The organism is Tateyamaria sp. syn59 (assembly GCF_007995245.1).
Taxonomy (GTDB): domain Bacteria; phylum Pseudomonadota; class Alphaproteobacteria; order Rhodobacterales; family Rhodobacteraceae; genus Tateyamaria.
In genome coordinates this window covers 40129-57241 of sequence record NZ_VCBA01000006.1, presented here as the reverse complement: position 1 = coordinate 57241, position 17113 = coordinate 40129, and the positions used below count along the sequence as shown (strand labels likewise).

17 protein-coding genes are annotated in these 17113 nt (G+C 62.4%); 8 read left to right on the top strand and 9 right to left on the bottom strand.

The window, feature by feature from the left end:
* Window positions 1–67 precede the first annotated feature (67 nt).
* Window positions 68–733: a L,D-transpeptidase gene (locus FD715_RS12605; protein ID WP_147110136.1), complete on the top strand. Its 666-nt coding sequence runs from the start codon at window positions 68–70 to the stop codon at window positions 731–733.
* A 1201-nt stretch (window positions 734–1934) separates the two neighbouring features.
* Here the strand turns inward: FD715_RS12605 and FD715_RS12600 are convergent.
* Window positions 1935–2225 (bottom strand): hypothetical protein, encoded by a 291-nt coding sequence (locus tag FD715_RS12600; protein ID WP_147110134.1) that lies wholly within the window; start codon window positions 2223–2225, stop codon window positions 1935–1937.
* Window positions 2226–2390: 165 nt separating this feature from the next.
* Here FD715_RS12600 and FD715_RS12595 point away from each other — a divergent pair, with 165 nt between their 5' ends.
* The 5 genes from FD715_RS12595 (at window position 2391) to FD715_RS12575 (ending at window position 8643) form a co-directional block, all read left to right on the top strand.
* Entirely contained in the window at window positions 2391–3215 is an 825-nt protein-coding gene (locus FD715_RS12595) for a PHB depolymerase family esterase (RefSeq protein WP_147110132.1), read from the top strand.
* Window positions 3216–3234: 19 nt separating this feature from the next.
* Window positions 3235–4203 (top strand): threonine dehydratase, encoded by a 969-nt coding sequence (locus FD715_RS12590; RefSeq protein ID WP_223274865.1) that lies wholly within the window; start codon window positions 3235–3237, stop codon window positions 4201–4203.
* Between the two features lie 85 nt (window positions 4204–4288).
* Entirely contained in the window at window positions 4289–6460 is a 2172-nt protein-coding gene (locus FD715_RS12585) for an esterase-like activity of phytase family protein (protein WP_147110128.1), read from the top strand.
* A gap of 118 nt (window positions 6461–6578) precedes the next feature.
* The gene (locus FD715_RS12580) at window positions 6579–7826 is read left to right on the top strand and encodes an Hsp70 family protein (protein ID WP_147110126.1); all 1248 of its coding nucleotides are present in this window, start codon (window positions 6579–6581) and stop codon (window positions 7824–7826) included.
* 67 nt (window positions 7827–7893) lie between these two features.
* A complete protein-coding gene (locus FD715_RS12575; RefSeq protein ID WP_189799487.1) occupies window positions 7894–8643 on the top strand; it encodes an alpha/beta fold hydrolase in 750 nt (249 codons plus the stop codon).
* Here FD715_RS12575 and FD715_RS12570 read toward each other — a convergent pair.
* The 8 genes from FD715_RS12570 to FD715_RS12535 form a co-directional block, all read right to left on the bottom strand.
* Window positions 8634–9152, bottom strand: coding sequence for a ClbS/DfsB family four-helix bundle protein (locus FD715_RS12570; protein ID WP_147110121.1), 519 nt, complete (start codon window positions 9150–9152; stop codon window positions 8634–8636). The genes FD715_RS12575 and FD715_RS12570 overlap by 10 nt on opposite strands.
* A 144-nt stretch (window positions 9153–9296) precedes the next feature.
* Window positions 9297–9761 carry an Hsp20 family protein gene (locus tag FD715_RS12565; RefSeq protein WP_147110119.1) on the bottom strand — a complete coding sequence of 155 codons (465 nt, stop codon included), beginning with the start codon at window positions 9759–9761 and terminating at the stop codon, window positions 9297–9299.
* Window positions 9762–9893: 132 nt separating this feature from the next.
* Window positions 9894–10700, bottom strand: a complete 807-nt coding sequence (locus tag FD715_RS12560; RefSeq protein WP_147110117.1) for a serine protease — start codon at window positions 10698–10700, stop codon at window positions 9894–9896.
* Window positions 10697–11491, bottom strand: a complete 795-nt coding sequence (locus FD715_RS12555; RefSeq protein WP_147110115.1) for a serine protease — start codon at window positions 11489–11491, stop codon at window positions 10697–10699. Before FD715_RS12555 ends, FD715_RS12560 begins: the two co-directional genes overlap by 4 nt.
* A gap of 75 nt (window positions 11492–11566) precedes the next feature.
* On the bottom strand, window positions 11567–12880 hold the full coding sequence (gene glcF, locus FD715_RS12550; RefSeq protein WP_147110113.1) for a glycolate oxidase subunit GlcF: 1314 nt from the start codon (window positions 12878–12880) through the stop codon (window positions 11567–11569).
* A 1-nt stretch (window position 12881) separates the two neighbouring features.
* Window positions 12882–13214: a hypothetical protein gene (locus FD715_RS12545; RefSeq protein ID WP_223274863.1), complete on the bottom strand. Its 333-nt coding sequence runs from the start codon at window positions 13212–13214 to the stop codon at window positions 12882–12884.
* A 20-nt stretch (window positions 13215–13234) separates the two neighbouring features.
* A complete protein-coding gene (glcE, locus tag FD715_RS12540) occupies window positions 13235–14344 on the bottom strand; it encodes a glycolate oxidase subunit GlcE (protein WP_370455390.1) in 1110 nt (369 codons plus the stop codon).
* A gap of 65 nt (window positions 14345–14409) precedes the next feature.
* Window positions 14410–15858: an FAD-linked oxidase C-terminal domain-containing protein gene (locus FD715_RS12535; protein WP_147110108.1), complete on the bottom strand. Its 1449-nt coding sequence runs from the start codon at window positions 15856–15858 to the stop codon at window positions 14410–14412.
* An 84-nt stretch (window positions 15859–15942) separates the two neighbouring features.
* On the opposite strand from FD715_RS12535, the gene FD715_RS12530 reads away from it, so the two are divergent.
* Together FD715_RS12530 and FD715_RS12525 are read left to right on the top strand one after the other, a co-directional pair.
* Window positions 15943–16641, top strand: coding sequence for a DUF599 domain-containing protein (locus tag FD715_RS12530; RefSeq protein WP_147110106.1), 699 nt, complete (start codon window positions 15943–15945; stop codon window positions 16639–16641).
* A 36-nt stretch (window positions 16642–16677) separates the two neighbouring features.
* Window positions 16678–17034, top strand: a complete 357-nt coding sequence (locus FD715_RS12525) for a hypothetical protein (RefSeq protein WP_147110104.1) — start codon at window positions 16678–16680, stop codon at window positions 17032–17034.
* Window positions 17035–17113: the final 79 nt, after the last annotated feature.

The following is a 17113-nucleotide window of genomic DNA, read 5'->3' as shown; positions in this document are numbered from 1 at the left end:
AGGTGATTTGCACCACATGCGAACGATGACGTACACAGATGGTAATTAGTGCGAGGATTTTCGATTCATGTTGACCAGACGCCATTTTATTCTGACGACCACCGCCCTTTTCTCGGCCCCGATCGCAGGGCCCGCTTTGGCGCGGCCCATTTCCGACCAGTCGAAATGGTCCGCCTGGGACGCACAGGTCACACCGGCCAATTTTGACCTTGCTACGTCGAACCCCTGGGGCGTGCATCGCCGGTTTCTGCCGCAGCGGGTGCAGGCCAATGACGGGTTGAAACCTGGCGACATCCACGTCGATGCAGTGGCCCGGTATCTGTACCACATCCAGGGTGACGGCACGGCCATGCGCTACGGTGCGGCGATCGCGCGGGGCAACCTGTATGAACCCGGCACCTACAACATCAAGCGCAAGGCCAAGTGGCCCACATGGACGCCCACGAAGGCGATGATCGAGCGTGATCCGCAACTGTTTGAACAGCACGCGGACGGCATGAACGGCGGACCGCGCAACCCGCTGGGATCGCGGGCGCTGTACCTGTTCGTGGGCAACCGCGACACGTATCTGCGCATTCACGGCACCCCCTACCCCCGGTCCATCGGCGGGCGCGCAAGCTCGGGCTGCGTGCGCATGATCATGGCGCATATCAACCAGCTGTATCCGAATGTGACGCCGGGTTCGACGGCGTTCCTGTACCCGTCGGAGGATGGGCTGACCGCAGCGAGCTAAAAGTGAATCAGCACTTGGCACCGCGCGGGGTATGCTACCTGTGCAGTGCCCTTTCCCTTTTTGACGGGTTTCGGTGAGGTCGTCTTGTCTGTTGGTAGGCGGGGAAGCCCGCTTTCAGTACGAAGCGGTCATTGGTTAAAGATGCTCAGATGACGGCTGGGCGGAGGAGCCGACATAAGCCAACAACTTCCGGATGTCTGCTTCCGGGGCGGCCTCTGCTAACGTATGAGCATTAAATCGGCGCCCTTTTTTGCTGAACACCCGGCTGTGGTGGAAGGATCATGCCATGCGAGTATTCATTTACTGAGCACCCGGATCCGGAAAAACGACCCTTTCTTTAGCGCTTGCCAAAAGGGTCGACTTGCCCGTCCATCATCTTGATAACGTCTTCTTCTACCCTGGCGGAGCACCACGTAATCGCGAGGCCGGGGCGAATGAGGCTGCTAGGCTTGCCAGTGGTGAAAGTTGGATCATTGAGGGAAACCACGGAGCGGCACTTGAAGCGGTCGCTGCTCGCGCGGACAGGGTCATACTGCTTAAAATCGGACGTTGGAAAGGGTTATTGCGGCTCATACGCAGGAGGCTCTGGACGCCAGTTTTTCTTTCGGACAAGGGCCCAGGTGGTGGCCGGCCGATACTACCTCTGCACTTAGTGCGGTACACTCTTCTCGTTCATCCTCGGCTGGAACAACAGCACATTGCGAAGATCGACGCAGCTGCGACAGGAGAAATTCGCAGCTTTGAGTGGTCAAGAGCCGCTCTTGAGTGGTTTGCCCAATATAAGGCGCTGTCTGGATAAGCGGTCATTTGTGAATTGTGCAGCATCTGACACTTTGGGCTCAAAGCAGAAATTTGGTCAGACTTCGCAAAGTCCGCTTCCTGCGCTAATCGACGCTAAGCCGCTCCAACACAAGCCCGTGGGCTGGTGTCGCACCATCCCTTCGACAGCGCTTTGTGGCAGCCAAACACACTCCACAGAATTTCCGCTCGGCGCAGCAACCAAAACACCAGCCCACGGGCTTGTGTTGGACCGGCGCCTTCGGCTTGACTCCGGTCCTGCCAGCGCTTTGAAGCAACGTTTGCCAAGTCTGTTCAGCGGTCATTCCTCCGCCAAGGTCAGAGACAGACAACGGATGTGTTCTGTGCGCACGTCACTCCGACGTGGCAAGCGGGTTCGACACCGCTTTTGCGAGGTCTCGCGTTAGGTCGCGGGCGTCGTTTCTGCCGGGGCGCGGGTGCAGATGGGCCGCCCTTGCTTGTTGCGCAGGGGCAGGAAAGTGGTTTCGACCGGGCCCACGTGGCGGTAGACGAGGCAGCCGTCCACCGGGTCGACCTTGACCGCGTTGAGGTCCTGTTTCGGGTCGGCCATGGCGAGGATGTTGTCCGGCAAGGGCGACAGGAACGGCCCGCCCACACCGCCCGATTGCGTGGTCTCGTCACATGCGGCCAGCGCGAGAGCCGCCGCTGCCAGCATCAGTCCTGTCCGTGTCATAGTCGTCCCCCAAGGCGCTTGTCTGACGGGCTTGCCCGCCACTCGCTTCACTTATCACGGCATCGGCGCGTGGCTGCAACGGCGTGACGACACTGACATCGACGTGAGTTGCGCGCCCGCAACGATTGCGCTCAGGTGGGTGCAGATTTCAGCCGGAGCGTTTTGATGACCCGTATCCTTGCCGTCCTGTTTGCTTTTCTGTCCCTACCCGCCCTGGCCTGCGGTGCCCGCGATGATGCCTGTGCGGTGCCGGGCGGCAGTTACCACATGGCCCTGCCGGAGGCTGCGGTGCCGAAGGGCATTGTCATGCACCTGCATGGCGGCGGCGCGCGCGGTCAGGGCTTGTTGACCTCCGGCCTCGCGCGGGAGGCGTTGGCGCGGGGCTATGTTTTTGTCGCCCCCAATGGCGAGCAGCCCACCCGCCGGTTCAAGCGGGATTGGTCCGTGCGTGGCAAGGGGCTGGAGTATGACCGGCAGGATTTTGAGTTTCTGCCGGATGTGATGGCCGATGTGCGTGCGCGGACGGGTGTGGAGGGTGGCTCGGTGCTGCTCGCCGGGTTTTCGCGCGGGGGGTCCTTTGTCTGGGATATGGCGTGTCAGATGCCGGGCTTTGCCGATGCCTATGCGCCGCTTGCCGGGGCGTTCTGGGATGACCTGCCTGCGGGCTGTGATGCGCCGGTGCGTCTGTTTCATACCCATGGCTGGAACGACCGGGTGGTGCCGCTTGAGGGGCGGTCCTTTGGCGGTGGGGCCGTTGTGCAAGGGGATGTGTGGGCGTCACTGAAGATCCTGCGTGAGACCAATGGGTGTGATGCCCGGCAGCCGGAGCGGAACAGTTTTGAGGGCGATCTGTGGTTTCGTCATTGGACTGATTGTGCCGCTGGCGACATTCGGTTGATGTTGCATCCGGGCGGGCATGGGGCGCCGCAGGGCTGGGCCGTGCGCGTGATGGACTGGTTTGAGGGCAAGGGGCTGGACCCCGAGGGCTGATCGGGGTCAGATGCGCCGCATGTTGACCCGTTCCGATCTTGAGACCGCCGCCAATTTCGTTCACGCCCGCATGGCCCCCACCCCGCAGCACCATTGGCCGCTGCTGAGTGCCGCCACGGGGGCTGATGTGTGGGTGAAGCATGAAAACCACACGCCCACGGGCGCCTTCAAGGTGCGGGGCGCGCTGACCTTCATGGATTGGCTGGTGCGGACGCATCCGGAGGTTCCGGGCATTTGCACCGCGACACGTGGCAATCATGGGCAGGGGCAGGCCTGGGCCGCGACGGGGGCCGGGTTGACCGCCAAGGTCTATGTGCCGCGTGGCAATTCGGTGGAGAAGAATGCTGCGATGAAAGCGTTCGGCGCGGAGCTGATGGAATTTGGTGACGATTTTGATACCGCGCGGGAGGAAGCCTACCGCGTGGCTGCCGCCGAGGGGCTGTTCATCGTGCCGCCCTATCACCCGGAGCTGGTGCGAGGTGTGGCAACCTATGCCTATGAGCTGTTCAGTGCGCAGCCGGATCTGGACACCGTCTATGTCCCCATTGGCTGCGGGTCTGGGATTTGCGGTACGATCATGGCGCGGGATGCTTTGGGGCTGGCAACCAAGGTCGTGGGCGTCGTGTCGGATCAGGCGCAGACAGCGAAACTGTCGGTCGAAGCCGGGCGGCTGATCGAGACGAACTCGGCCGCGACATTCGCCGATGGGATGGCGGTGCGGGTACCTGTGAAGGAGGCGTTTGACGTCTATTCGAAGGGGGCGGAGCGGATCATTGCAGTGAGCGATGATGAGGTGGCGGAGGCCATTCGGCTCTATTTCACCGCGGCGCATAATGTGGCCGAGGGCGCGGGGGCCGCGCCGCTGGCCGGGTTGATGCAGGAGCGGGCTCAGATGGCAGGCAAGAAGGTCGGCGTCATTCTGTGCGGCGGCAACATCGATACGGGGTGGTTCCGGACGGTGCTGGAGGGCCATACGCCGCAGGTCTGATTTTACAAAACTGACATCTGACTGTTACGTCAGCGTCAACGAACACGGCCACTGCATCCGGGATTTGATCCCGAAGGAGTGTCTGATGACCAAACCCTTTTTCTGCATGACCTCTGCGCTGGCCCTGATGGCAGGCGCGGCTGTGGCTGACGGCCATGCGGCCAAGCATTTCAACCGCATCGCGTCGTTCCCGGTCGTGACCAACATGGCCGAAGGTGAGGACACCAGCCGCGAAAGCTCGCCCGAGATCATCGACGTGACCGCCGACGGGATGACGCTGGTCTATACCGATAGCCCGCTTGAGGCGTTGGGCCGGGTGGACATCACCGACCCTGCGAACCCGCAGCCCCTGGGCAATATCGCGCTGGAGGGTGAGCCGACATCCGTGGCCGTGATCGGCACGACGGCCTTTGTCGGGATCAACACGTCGGAAAGCTTTACCAACCCGTCGGGCAAGATGCTGGCGATCAACGTGGCGGATGGCGCGGTCATCGCGTCCTGCGATCTGGCCGGGCAGCCGGACAGTGTGGCGAAGGCACCTGACGGGTCTTTCGTCTCCGTCGCGATTGAGAATGAGCGGGACGAGGATTTGAACGACGGGGTGATCCCGCAACTGCCCGCCGGGTCGTTGCAGATGATTGACGTGGTGGACGGGTCGCTGGATTGCGACAGCATCCTGACCGCCGATCTGACCGGGTTGGCCGATGTGGCACCTACGGACCCTGAGCCGGAATATGTTTCGATCAATGCCTTGGGTGAGACGGTCGTCACACTGCAAGAGAACAACCACATGGTTGTGGTGGCGCGTGATGGTTCGATTGTCAGCCATTTCTCGGCCGGGGCCGTGGACCTCGAAGGCATTGATGCCACCGACGAGCGTGGGGCGCTGATCTTTACCGAGCGCCAGATGGGTCGTCTGCGCGAGCCCGATGCGGTGACGTGGATTGATGATGAACACTTTGCCACCGCCAACGAGGGCGACTACGAAGGCGGGTCGCGCGGCTGGACGATTTTCCGCAAGGACGGGCGGATTGTCTATGAAAGCGGCGTGAGCTTTGAGCACGCGATGGTGCAGATCGGGCACTACCCGGACAAGCGGTCGGACGCGAAGGGTGTGGAGCCCGAAAGCGTGACCTTTGCCAGCTTTGGCGGCACGCCGTTTGTGTTTGTGGGGTCCGAGCGCGGGTCCATCGTCGGGGTCTATGACGTCACCAGTCTTGAGGCCCCCGTGCTGACGCAGATGCTGCCCTCGGGCATCGGGCCGGAAGGTTATGTGGTGATCCCGGAGCGGAACCTGCTGGTGTCGGCCAACGAGGTGGACGGGCTGGAAGATGGTGCCGCCCGGGCGCATGTGATGCTGTTTGAATATGCCGAAGGTCCGGCTGTGTACCCGCATCTGACATCCGAAGGGATGGACGAATTGACCGGGTGGGGTGCTATCTCGGGCATGGTCGCGGACGCCGATAGTATGATCTATGCCGTGTCCGACAGCTTTTATGGCTTCCAGCCGCGCATCTTCAAGATTGACCCCTCGCAGACCCCGGCGCGGATTGTCGAGGCCACCCTCGTCACCCGCGCAGGGCGGCCTGCGCAGAAGCTGGATATGGAGGGCATCACGCTGGATGGTGATGCGTTCTGGATCGCCAGCGAAGGCCGGACCGACCGGGTCATTCCGCACGCGATCTACAAGGTGGCGGCTGACGGCAGCATCGAGGAAGAGATCGGCTTGCCCGCGGAATTGATGGCGGTCGAGCGTCGGTTCGGTTTTGAGGGGATCACCAAGGTCGGCGATACCCTGTGGATGGCCGTGCAGCGCGAGTGGAAGGATGATCCGGCCAATCATGTGAAACTGGTGGCCTACAACCTTGAGACCGAGGAATGGGGCGCAGTCCACTATCCCAAGGCGGAACCGACCAAGGGTTGGGTTGGCCTGTCTGAGATCGTGGCCCATGGCGATCACGTCTATATCGTGGAGCGTGACAACCAGCATGGCATCGAAGCCGTGACCAAGAAGGTCTACCGTGTGCCGCTGGCGGAGATGAAACCTGCGCCGCTGGGTGGTGAGTTGCCAGTGGTCAGCAAGGAAGAGGTGCGTGATCTGATCCCTGACCTGACCTCGACCGGTGGCTATGTACTCGACAAGGTCGAGGGGCTGGCGATCCTGGCCGATGGCACGGCATGGATTTCGACCGACAATGACGGTGTCGATGACCATTCGGGCGAGACAATGTTCTTTTCCATCGGCTCCGTGGACTGACCTTTTTGCCTGTTTACATTGCTGGCGCCGCCTGAGAGATCGGGCGGCGTTTTTTGTTGGCTGAGCGACCCTCCGGGGGCGGTTTATTTGGCGAAATGAAGGATCAAGACGGCGCGTCATGGCAACTCTGGGCATTGATTTTGGAACGTCAAATTCTGCAGCGGGCTATGTGCGCGGAGGCAAGCCGCATCTGGTGAGGATGGCGCCGGGGCAGAGCACGCTGCCGACCACCGTTTTCTTTGATTATGATGCGCGCGAGATGCTGATGGGGCATCAGGCGAATGACGCGCTGCTGGAGGGGGTTGAGGGGCGGTTCATGCGGGCGTTGAAGCGTGTGCTGGGCACGAGCGTTATGCATGAGAAGCGGCAGTTGCTGAACGCGCGGATCACCTTTGTCGACATCATCGCGCGGTTTTTGACGCAGGTGAAGCGGCGGGCCGAGGCGGAGGCCGGGCATGTGTTTGATCATGCGCTGTCGGGGCGTCCGGTGGTGTTTCATGGCGCGGGCGATCCGCGTGAGGCGCAGGCCGAGGCGGATTTGCGGGAGTGTTATCTGGCGGCAGGGTTTGAGGATGTGTCGTTCCTGCCAGAGCCCGAGGCGGCGGCGATTGCGGCGGGCGCGCTGGATCATCCCGGAGCCACCGGTCTGATCGTGGATATTGGCGGGGGCACTTCGGACTTTTCTATTTTTCGCACCGGTGGCGAGGGGATCTCTATCCTGTCGAACCATGGGGTGCGGATTGGTGGGACCGACTTTGACCGCTCGATCAGCATTGACCGGGTGATGCCGCTATTTGGGGCTGGGACGCTGGTAAGGAACGCCATAGGGCCGGGCACCCTGCCTGCGCCCAAGGCGATTTTCAATGATCTCGCGACATGGGAGAAGATCCCGTTTCTCTATACCGCGCAGACCCGGCGCATGGTCGCTGACATGGTGCAGATGGCCGATGAACGGGAGAAGATGGCGCGCTTGGGCACGGTGCTGGAGAATGAACTGGGGCATGACGTGGCCTTTGCCGTCGAACAGGGCAAGATCGACGCCAATTCGGGGCGCGACGACGCAGTGATTTCACTTGAGGAGGTTGCGCGAGGGTTGGAGGCGGCTTTGCCTGCGAACGCGCTGAGGAGCATTCTCGATCCCCATGCAGCGGCCCTGCGACGGGGGGTGGGCGAGACACTAGAGATGGCGCAGGTCAGCGCGGCACAGATTGATCAGGTGATTTACGTAGGCGGATCAAGCCTGATGGCGATGGTGACCGACACGATGAGGGCCTGTTTTCCCTCCGCGCGGCATTCGTTTTCAGAGGTGTTTACCGCCGTGGCTGACGGGCTGGCGCTGGCGGCAGGCGCGCGCGACGCACCATAGGCGAAAGCTGGCTGTACGAGTGTGCTTGTGATGGGCCGGCGTCCCCGGGGATGCTATGGCCGTGCCCATGACGGATCTGATCGACGACGGGGACGGCGACCCCATTGTGTTCCTGCATGGGGCGGGTGTGGACAACGCCCTGTGGGCGCCGCAGCGTGCCTACTTTCGCAAGACGCACCGCGTTGTGATCCCGAACCTGCCCGGCCATGGCGGAGTGCCTGCGGTGAGCAGTGTCGAGCGGATGGCGGAATATGTGCGGGTGCTTTTATGCGCACTAGGGCTGCGCCGCTATGCGCTTATCGGTCTGTCGCTGGGCGGCATGGTTGCGTTGGAAATCGCAGGGCGCTGGGGCGATGAGGTGTCGCATCTGGCGATGATCGAAGCAGTACCGAGCGTGACCACCAGCAGTGCGGCACGTTGGGGCATCAAGGCGTGCCTGTTGCCGATGCTATGTATTCCACCCCGTTGGATGGCCCGGTTGCCTGGGCGACATCTGGGGGCAGAAACTCCCGAAGCAGCAACCTATTTGAAGGAAGTGCTGCCGCGTTCAAGCGCTGCGCAGAACCATGCGCTTCTAAACCTGGCCACCGACTATGACGGACGGCGGCATTTGGGTGCGCTGGCCATGCCATGCGCGGTGATGGTGGGCGAAAAAAACCTGCGGATCCACGCGCGGGCCACCGCCATGGCCGACGCGATCCCCGACTGCCGCCACTTAGTCGTTCCGGGCGCCGGGCATATCGCAAACCTTGACGCGCCGGCGGCGGTCAACGCGGCCATACGCGATCTTCTGTCAGCCCGTGTCGATCACAGCTGAGCCGATCGGCTCAACGCGCGGTCACGCATCACCTTGCGCAAGAACTTTGACGCTGACCGGTAATGGCTGGGCCCTGTTGCCTCGACCCAACGGCCAAGGCGCCAGGTGTTTTTCGCGCCCTTGAGCGGTCCGCCATAAAGCTCTGCATCGGAACGGGTTTCTATAAACTCGAGCAACCGCGCGTGCCCGTCTCGCAACATGGCAACCGCTTCGGGCCAGTCGAGGTCAGCCTGCGCAGCCCTCAGGTCCGCGTTGTAGCGTTTAAGGTCATTCCACTTGTACCCTTCGGCGGGGATATGAACGGGTCTGCCCGCCTGCCCGTCCGCGTACCAGCCAAAGAACAAGTCGATCCAATGGGCGCGGTGCGCGATGACATCCTTGATCGAGGTGTCATCGTCCAGTTTTTGCATAGCGACACTTGCAGGAACCTGATCCAGCAAGATGTTCAGCTTGCCGAATTCCTTGTGCAAGATGGCCTCGAGGTCGGTCTTGTTCTGTGCTGCTGGCATTTTGCGGTCCCCTTTCGGGCGGAGATCATGCGCATCGTTTGGACCTCCGCCTTGCGCCAGATCAGTCGCGCGCAAAAAAATCCCGGAGCGCGCGAGCACTCCGGGACCGGCCGACGTGGAGGTGGAGGTCGGACTTGGGTCGGCTTAGTTCACAGCTTTGGCGTCAACCACATCCGTTTCGATCGCCTTCTGGCTAGCAATCTCGATACGGCGGGGTTTGAGGGCTTCGGGCACCTCTTTGACCAGGTCGATGTGCAGCATGCCGTCCACATGGGACGCGCCAATCACAACCACGTGGTCGGCCAGGTGGAACTTGCGTTCAAACGCACGGGTGGCGATGCCACGATGCAGGTAGGTCTTGTCCTGTTCATCAGCCTTCCTGGCCGAAACGATCAGCGACTTTTCCTTAACCTCAACGCCCAGGTCGGCGTCCGAAAAGCCCGCAACGGCGATGGAGATGCGATAGGCATCATCGTCCGTTTTTTCGATGTTGTAAGGGGGGTACGTGCCCGCATTGTTGTCCGTTGCAAGGACCCGGTCCATCAGGTCGGCAATCTGATCAAAGCCAACTGTTGCGCGGTAAAGCGGTGCAAAGTCGTATGTACGCATGTCATCCTCATCTTTTGAGCGATTAACGGCGAGCCTTCCGTTCCTGGACAGACCCGCATGGTTGCTATGGTCGGACCCCGTTTGGGCATCCGATGAAACAAATGTGGTGAGGATTTTTAGCCGTTCAAGACCCTAGGGGCGTACGAACTTTGCACCCGTATCGGAGCGGCTACCGCCACCTACCGTGATGCGGCGCACCTTGGCCACGGGCGGCGCCACCTGCATCCTGAGCTGGCGCTTCACCTCTGTGACGCGCTGTGGCAGCACCATGCCAAGCGCGCGCTTCTGACCGTCGATCTCCACCATGCCCGACACGACCGAGATAATCTGCCCGCGCCCGTTCTTATGCGTGAACACGGGCGCGCCGGACGACCCATATGTCACGTCACAGTCAAACAGCATCGCATCACGCAACTGGTCAAGCAGTTGGCATTCCTTCTGCCGGGATTGCGCGTTTTCCCGACCGCGCCCATAGCTGACGACGCTGACCGGACCACGCGGCACAGCGCCCTCGTGAACATAAAACGGCGGCACATCAAAGGTCGAAACGGGTTCGGCCAGCCGGATCAGGGCAACGTCGAAACTGGCGTTTTCTGCTGTCAGAGGACCAACCGCGTCAAACCGTTCATGCGCAGAGGCGTCCGCCGCGCGGCGGGTGGCAGCCGCCTCGCCATTGCGAAAACCGGCCCTAAAACGGATCGTGTCTGTGGGCCACAGTTGATCAGTGCCCGGCTTGTATAGACAATGCGCCGCCGTCAGCACCAGATCACGCGCGATGAGCGTGCCAGAGCAAAACCCGCGACCGCCGCCAAATTCGATGCGTCCCACGGCCTTCCAGCTTGCGGCCGAGTATTCCGTATCAAGCGCGCGCAATTGCGAGGTTTGCGCATACGCGACAGAGGCCATCATAAGGGCCAGGAGGACTGCCAGCGCCCTCATGGTTTGATGAACTTTGCGCCCGTGTCGCGGCGCATCCCGCCCGAGATACGCGGGCTGATGTCATCACGCTGCGCGACAAGTTCCGCCTGCAACCGGGCAAGTGGCGCGCCAAGCGAGGTGCCCAGCGACACAGCTTCGCCCTCGACCTCGGCCTTGGCCGACACAACCGAAACAATCTGTGCGCGCCCCTGGTCGATGACAAAGATCGGGGCACCGGAACTTCCAAATTCAACAGTGCAGGACGTCACGAGCAGACCGTCCTGCTGCGCCAGCACGCGGCACAACTCCTGCAGTGAAGGCGCCTCGGACCGGCCTGTCGCGTAACTGACAACGCCAACGGTCGCGCCACGCGGCGGGCGGGCAGCTGTGGCAAAGGGCAGGATCTTACCATCGCGGATCGGGTGTTCAAGCTCAAGCAGCGCAAGGTCATTGCGCACGCCGTCGGATTTCACGTGACCAACATAGGTGTAGTCGGGGTGCACGACCGCCCGGCGCACGTTGCGGTAGGCCGATGCACGCCCATTGCGCCATCCGGCCAGAAATTCAACCTGTGTGTGGTCGATCCGGTCGCCCGTTTTTTTATCGAACAGGCAATGCCCTGCTGTCAGCACCAGGTTGGGTGCAATCAGCGCTCCGGTGCAAAAGCCGGTGCCACCGATATTCAGGCGCCCAACGGCCTCCCAACCCGCCGCATCCGCGCCGGAATTGAGGCTGCGCAGCCGCCCATCCTCGGCCACTGCGGTGGTCGTGATGGCCAAGGCCAGTACAAACAGGGCCATCCATCGGCGCATACTCGTCACTCTCCGATCCCGCGGTTGGGTCGGGTTTAGGTGCGAATGGCGGCAAAATTAGGGCATGGATGCAATTTATCGCAAAATCGGCACGTCGCTTGGGTGGCGGTCCAACGCGGGCGGGCGCGGTCCGCCGGTTGCCCAGTCGAGCAATTCGACCGTGTGCACGACCGGCACCCCGGCCGCCGATCCGATCTGCATCATGCAGCCAATGTTACCAGCGGCAATGATGTCCGGGTTCTTGGCCTCCAGAGTGCGCACCTTGCGCTTTTTCAACTGCTGCGAAATCTCGGGCTGCATGAGGTTGTAGGTCCCTGCCGATCCGCAGCACAGGTGGCTGTCGGCGGGTTCGACCACCTTGTAGCCTGCCCGTTTGAGCAGATCCTTGGGGAAGGTTTTGATCTGTTGGCCATGTTGCAGGGAACAGGCCGCGTGATAGGCAATGGTCATGTCCTGCTGCGTGCCTTCGGGCAGGTCGAGCTTCATCAGCACTTCGCTCACGTCCATGGCGATGCCTGCGACCCGGGCCGCATCCTCGGCCAGCGGATCATTGCGGAACATGTGGCCGTAATCCTTGACAGTCGTGCCGCAGCCCGAGGTGTTGATGACGATGGCATCGAGGCCGTCGCCATCCATCTCCTTGGCCCAGGCGCGGATATTCTTGGCCGCTGTCGCGTGGCTTTCATCCGCCTTGCCCATGTGGTGGGTCAGCGCGCCGCAACAGCCCGCACCCTCGGCCACCACCACCTCGCAGCCCAGCCGGGTGAGCAGGCGGATGGTGGCGTCGTTGATGTCGGTGTTGAGCGCCCGTTGCGCGCAGCCCGTCATCAGCGCGACGCGCATCTTCCGGGGCGCTTTTGGCGCAAAACTTTGCGGATCGTCATTGCGGCTGACGGGCGGGATATGATCCGGCGCCATCTCAAGCATCGCACGCAGACGCGCGTCGGGCATCAGGCGGGCAAAGGGCCGTCCGATCTTGGCCCCGAGCAAAGCAACACGGAACCGCATCGGGTAGGGCAGAATCCGCGCCAGCACCCAGCGCAGGGCGCGGTCGGTAAAGGGGCGCTTGTAGCGGTTTTCGATATACTCCCGCGCATGATCGACAAGGTGCATGTAGTGCACGCCCGAGGGGCAGGTCGTCATGCAAGCCAGGCACGACAGGCAGCGGTCGATATGCTTGACCACTTTCTCGTCCGGGTCGCGGTCATTCTCCAGCATATCCTTGATCAGGTAAATACGCCCCCGCGGACTGTCCAGCTCATCGCCAAGCACCTGATAGGTCGGGCATGTGGCCGTGCAGAACCCGCAATGCACGCAGTTGCGCAGGATCTCGTTCGACCGCTCGATCTGCGGGTCCTTGAGCTGTTCGGGGGTAAAGGTGGTTTGCATCTTATCTCGCCATCATTTGGGCTGCGGCAAAGCCGAACCACGGAACGGTTGTGCCCATCGCACCCGCGGCCCGCACAAGGCGATGCCCGCGCGGTGTCGGAAATGCTTCGCGCAGGGCGCGGGCGGCCAGCACCATCACCACCACCCAGCCCAGCCAGATGAAAGTGATGCTCAGAAACACGCGCGTCGCGTCAACGGGGAAGGTCAGGTAGGCGTCGCTGCGCAACAGGAAGCTGGCCAGCACAAAAAGCGACGCGACAAAGGCGAGCGGCCAGCGCCGTCCGGCCACCCGGTCCAGCAGAAAGAACAGGCCGGGCCCGATCACAAAGGCCATGATAAAGAGGATCACGACCATCAGGCGGCCATCAACCCGGGGTTCAGGATGCCGTTGGGATCGAACCGGTGGCGCAGGGATGCGGTGAGTGCGGCGACGCCCGGCGCCTCGGGTTGGAACACGGGCACCGCGGCGCGCACCGGCTCCGGCCCCTTGATCAGCGTGGCATGGCCACCCATCCCCGCGACAGCAGCCTGCACCCGCGCATGGGTGGCTGCAATGTCACCACCGGACAGCCCGGCCCAGACCAGACCGCCGCCCCAGTCCATCAGCGTGTCAGCCCCCTCGGGCAAGGCTTCGATCACCGCAGGTCCATCGCTCGGCTTGACCGAGATACGCCAGACCGCATCCGCCCCATGCAACGGCACTGCATCGCGCACGGTGCGCCAGTCGGCCTGCGTCTCGGCGATGTCCCCAAACGCGGCAAGCAGGGTCTTCAACTGTGACGCGCGATAGGCCACGGAGCCTTCGAACCCTTCAAGCCGCAGCCAGACCTGACCACCGACCCAAGCGGCACCCGACACCTCAAAAGGCGAGCCCAGCGCGCGGCTCATCGCCTGCACCGCTTGCGCGGCGTCCAGCCCGTCAATCACAAGCGTTGTCTCGGCCTCGACCGATGGCAGCACCTTCAGGCTCACCTCGGTCAGCACACCCAAAGTGCCCCACGACCCGCTCATCAACTTCACCAGATCGTAACCCGTGACGTTCTTCATCACGCGCCCACCGTTCTTGATCACCTGCCCGGTGCCATCGACAAAACGCACGCCCAGCGCAAAATCCCGCGCCGCCCCGGCCATGATGCGGCGCGGGCCGCTGGCATTGGTGGCAATCACCCCACCAATGGTCGACGCGCCCGCAGTGCCCAACACACCCGTCAAATCATAGGGTTCAAAAGCAAGTCGCTGGTTTTCCGCTGCCAAGGCCGCCTCAATCTCCGCCACCGGCGTGCCCGCCTGCGCCACCAGCGTCAGGGCACCGGGTTCGTAAAGCGTAACGCCAGAAAGACCGGATACATCCAACACCTCACCCAAAACAGGGCGACCCACCGTGCGGGTCCCACCGCCACGAATGACCAAAGGCCCCTTGGCCCCTGCCACCGCCTGCGCAACCGCCTCTTCTGTTCGCAGCATGTCCATCTTCCCTGTTTCCAAAAAATCCCGGGGGTGAGGCCGCAAGGCCGAGGGGGCTGGCCCCCTTACTCCGCTGCCAATGCCGCACCACGCCGCGGCTCAGACACCGCCAAGGGGAATACCTTGGCAGGGTTTAACAGCCACTTAGCGTCAAACACGTCCTTCACGGCCATCTGTGCTTCCAGATCGGCGGGCGCGTATTGATGCGTCATCAGATCGCGCTTTTCGATGCCAACACCATGTTCACCGGTCAGGCAGCCGCCCACCTCGACGCACAGCTTCAGCACCTCGGCCCCGAACTCCTCGCACAGCTCCAGATCACCGGGCTTATTCGCGTCATAGCAAATCAGCGGATGCATATTGCCGTCGCCTGCATGGAACACGTTGCCGACGGGCAGGCCGTATTTCTCCGACATCTCGCCGATGCGGCGCAGGACGTAAGGCAGTTCCGACACGGGGATTGTCCCATCCAGACACATGTAGTCACTGATGCGCCCGATGGCCGAGAACGCGGCCTTGCGCCCGGCCCAGATGCGCGCGCTTTCGTCGGCAGACGCGCTTTCGCGCAGGGCGACCGGGTTGTGGCGCTTGGCAATGTCGGTGATCAGCGCAAGCTGCGCATCAATCTCGGCGTCAGAACCTTCCACCTCGACAATCAGCAGGGCACCGCATTTCGGGTAATCCGCCTTGGCGAAGTCTTCGCAGACCTCGATCAGCATCTTGTCCATGAACTCGATGGCCACAGGCAACACCCCCGCCTTGATGATGTCGGCGACACAGGCGCCCGCCACCTCAACACTGTCAAAGCCCATCAGCACGGGCCGCGCGCCCTCGGGCTTGTGCAGGATGCGCAAGGTGGCTTCGGTCACGACACCCAGCTGCCCTTCTGACCCGCAAATCACACCGAGCAGATCAAGTCCCCCGGAATCCAGATGCGCCCCGCCAATCTCGACCACCGTGCCGTCCATCTGCACCATGGTCACGCCCAGCAGGTTGTTGGTGGTCACCCCGTATTTCAGGCAGTGCGCCCCGCCCGAGTTCATCGCGATGTTGCCCGCGATGGCACAGGCCAACTGGCTCGACGGATCGGGAGCATAGAAGAAGCCATCCGCCTCAACCGCACCGGTCACACTCAGGTTGGTCCGCCCGGTCTGCACCCGGATAAAGCGGTTGTCGTAGTCCGTCTCGATCACGTCGTTCATGCGGGCCACGCCAAGGATGACGCAATCGGCGGTGGGCAAGGCGCCCCCGGCCAGCGAAGTGCCCGAGCCGCGCGGCACCACCGGCACACCCTCTTCATGGCAAATGCGCAGCACATCCGACACTTCGGCCGTGGTCGCGGGCAGCACCGCCACCATCGGCGGACAGCGATAGGCCGTCAGCGCATCACATTCGTAGGCCCGCGTTTCTGCCGGGTCATCGATGACGGCATCGACGGGCAACACATTGCGCAAACGCTCGACCACACGCGCCTTGCGGGCCAACACGTCAGAATCAGGCAGCGGCATTTCCATGAGACATCCTCCGTCGATTGGTAAAATAATATGACCAATTTGACCGGGATGCAATCTGAATCGCTGCGGTGTAAGACCGCAGCCATGACCTGGCTGGACCGCATCGCCCTTTTCACACCGCTCGACTTTGCAGCGCTCGGGCTTCTGGTATTGGGCTGGCAGGTCATCGGCTGGCGCATCGAACACCCGCGCGCCAAGCACCCCTCGACCTCGCAGATCATGGCCGACTTCCGGCGCGAGTGGATGCAGCAGATGATCACGCGCGAGCCGCGCATTTTCGACGCGCAGATCGTGGCGAGCCTGCGGCAAGGCACGGCGTTCTTTGCCTCGACCTCCGTCATCGCCATCGGCGGCACGCTGGCCCTGATCGGCAATGCGGAGCGGCTGACGGGCATCGCCAACGACCTGATCCTGACGGAGACACCTGCCTTCGTGTGGGAAATCAAGATGCTGATCGTGGTCTTGTTCCTGACCAACGCTTTCCTGAAATTCGTCTGGGCCAACCGTCTCTTCGGTTATGCCGCCGTCGTGATGGCGGCTGTCCCGAATGACACGTCGGACCCGATCTGCAGCCCCCGCGCCGCACAGGCGGCCGAGATCAACATCACCGCCGCCCGGTCCTTCAATCGGGGCCTGCGTTCCGTTTACTTCGCGCTGGCCTGCATCGCATGGCTCGCCGGACCCATCACGCTGATTGCGGCAACGATGTTCACCCTCGCGGTCATCTGGCGGCGGGAATTCGCTTCGAACTCACGCACCATCCTGCTGGGCACGGACACGTGACATGACACCATCACAAACGGACCGTAACGTGCCCACATGAAACACCTGATTCCCCTCCTGCTGCTCGCCACCCCTGTCCTTGCCGAAGAGCCGGTGATCGAGAATGTCGACATCGCCAAGACAGGCACGGACACCTACCGCTTCTCCGTCACCATCAGCCACCCGGACACCGGCTGGGACCACTATGCCGACGGCTGGCGCGTGCTGGACATGGACGGCAACGAGCTGGGCATGCGCGTGCTGCACCACCCCCATGTGGACGAACAGCCCTTCACCCGCTCCCTGAGCGGCGTGACCATCCCCGCAGGCACCACGCAAGTCCAAGTCCAGGCGCGCGACCTGCCCGCTGGCTGGAACGAAGGCACAACAGTGGTCGCCCTACCCACGGACTAGGACCTTCTTCTGACTGAAAATACCACGGGGTTTGGGGCAGAGCCCCAATCACAAAAACAAATCGCGTCGCGCAGCGGCC